The sequence below is a fragment of the Parafrankia sp. FMc2 genome (genome assembly GCF_041008525.1).
Taxonomy (GTDB): domain Bacteria; phylum Actinomycetota; class Actinomycetes; order Frankiales; family Frankiaceae; genus Parafrankia.
The window spans coordinates 1-2,665 of record NZ_JBFLUG010000323.1 but is presented as its reverse complement, the minus strand read 5'-3'; the positions used below and the strand labels follow the sequence as shown (position 1 = coordinate 2,665).

Genomic DNA, 2,665 nt, shown 5'->3' with positions numbered 1-2,665 from the left:
GTGGTCGGGTAGCCCCGAAACGTTGCCGCTCCGGGGCCCCCTCAGCACCGTGCGTGCAACTCATCGCTGCACACGGCGCAAGCAGGCCTTAAAGGCGATTCAGGACGAGAGGAGAAGCGCCTCGGCCGCCGGACCGCTGTCGCGGCGTCGGCAGCCAGTGTGTATCAGCTGGGTGTCGTTCGGCGTGCCGACCCGCCAGTCGGGTATCTGCCCGATCATCGATCGGGTGATCGCTTTATTGACGGTACGGTGCCATTGCTCCCATTCCTCAGGGGAGTGCGGCTCCCATTCGGCGTGCAGCAGCAGACCTCCGCATAGAGAGCAACGCCCTTTCTGCTCCTTGAGCAGGCGAAGCGTACTGGTGTTCAGCGGGGGTCTGCTTTTGCGTCGCCGGTCGGCCCAGTAGTCCATGAGCGCGGGATCATCAGGCGATGCCGAGCCCTGGACCAGCACATGCCGTTCGATCTTTGTCCAAGCGAACTTGGGCAGGTAGGCGCCACCGGAGCGGTCACCGAACACCCACCGGTCCTGCCTGGCCGGATTGAACCTGCCGAAGTATCGGTCGACGACCCATCGTCGTCCCTTCTTCGGATGGGTCCAGGTCGCCCACTTGTAGGTAAGCGCCCATACGTGGGAGTCCAGATCGCTGAAAACGTTCTTGGACACCACGCCCCGGTAGTAGCTCGACCAGCCCCGCGCGATCGGCACGATCGCCACCAATACTGCGGTGACGTTCGTGCCGCGTAGACGGCGCATTTCCGCGGCGAGCTTACGTTTTACCCTGCTGATGGCGGCCTTGCTCGGCTTGATGATCAGCTTGGGTCCGAAACGGCGGAGAGTGAACCCCAGGAAATCGACACCGTCGCTCAAATGCACGATGCGCGTCTTGTCCTCGTTGAAGGACAAGCCCCTGGGTCCCAGCCACCGTTCCAGGTTCGCTTTGATCTGCTCGGCCTGCTGCCGGGTGTGACAGCAGACCGCGAAGTCATCAGCGTATCTGACCAGCACCGGGCTGCCCGGTCTCACCCAGCCGTTCGACTGGTACCGGACCCCGGCCGCCTCCTCCAGGCCATGCAGCGCGACGTTCATGAGCAGGGGCGACACGATACCGCCCTGCGGGGATCCCTCCTGGGAGGGAGTAAATCCCTTTCCCGACTCGAACACTCCCGCCTTCAGCCACGCAGCGATCAGATCCCTGGCTGGGAACTGACCGAGCGCCTCCAGAAGACGACCATGATCGATTCGGTCGAACGCCTTGGACAAGTCCGCGTCCACAATCCACAACCTCTTCACTCCTTTTCCCCGACAGGTCGTGAACAAGGCCGCGATCGCGTCCTGGCAGCTGCGACCCGGCCGGAACCCATAAGATCTGGGCTCGAACCGGGCCTCCCACTCAGGCTCCAGCGCACTCGTCACCCGGGCTTGCAGCACCCGGTCAACCAGTACCGGAATACCGAGCGGCCTCAACTTTCCGCTGCTTCCCGCCTTCGGGATATACACCCGCCGGACCGGCCTCGGCTTCCAGGCATGCATATCCATCGCGTGCACCCGCCGCGCCAGATCCATCCTGGCCTGCGGCGTGAGCGCGACCTGCCCGTCCACCCCGGCGGTGTCCCGGCCGGCATTGATCTGCGTCACCCGCCGCACACCCACAAGCGTGTTCGACCAGGAGCGCAGCATCAGCTTCTGCAGATTCCTGGCCTTAACCAGGTCCCCGTCCCTGACCGCCGTGAAAATCCTACCCCGCAAGCGTCGTACGACCCGCTCATGGTGGCGCCAGTCAATGGCGTCCCAGACCAGACCGCCCTCGGTTCCGTTCACCGCATGCACGGCATCCAACTTGTCCCTCGGTTCCGTTGCCCGCTAAGGAGTCGAAATGAAATAACTTGCGCGTTTTGAGCTTTCCGTAGGCCTGTGACCTGCGGCGATGCTCTCGACGGCGTATTTGTTACTTCATTACGGCTCCTAAAGGTGTCGCTCCACAGCCCACCCGCTCACGTCAGCCCACTTTCGCGTCCAGACACCGAGATGCCCCGGGGCCTGGTATCCGGCCAGTTCGCCTCCAGCGGCGGCCGCTTGGAGGAGCAGCCCGAGGCAAAGCCCCTATGCCGCCAGTGTTTCCTGTCGACTTTCGCCCACCGGCATTCGCTTCTTGAGCGTCCTGTTCCCGCCCTGCCATAAGCTCCCCTCACGGTCGGCCTACCGGCCCCCCGAACATCGTCGGAGCCGAAACGCCGGAGCAAGACGGGGTTGCCACGTTCCGCACGCGTGAGACCCGGCCGGGTCGGGTGCCCTCTCTACCCCGGGGACGGCGGTGTCCTGCACGACCGTCGTGAGATCCGCGATCGCCGCTGCCGCCTTCACATGCGGCCAGTCCCTATTCACCCCGGTATAACCATCCGGCCCGAGATGTAGTCCTGACGGGGCATCAAGCAAGGGTTCCCTGACAGTCACCCTTCCGGCCTTCCCCTCGCCTGTAACCCCCAGCCGGAGCAGGGACCCTTGGGCTTTCCCGTGAGCTTCACACCCAGCCGTTACCAGCCACGCATGTCACGGAGGGGACGGATCTACGGACACTGATCCGGGGCTACGTCTTCGTCATCAACCGAACCTCCAACCGACGCAGCCCACTCATACACGTGCGACCTCGATGTCGCACTCTCAC

The 2,665-nt window shown here is 63.9% G+C and carries 1 protein-coding gene; it reads right to left on the bottom strand.

The features are described from left to right. Positions 1–99 precede the first annotated feature (99 nt). Positions 100–1,821 (bottom strand): group II intron reverse transcriptase/maturase, encoded by a 1,722-nt coding sequence (gene ltrA / locus AB1460_RS36785; RefSeq protein WP_368967135.1) that lies wholly within the window; start codon positions 1,819–1,821, stop codon positions 100–102. Positions 1,822–2,665: the final 844 nt, after the last annotated feature.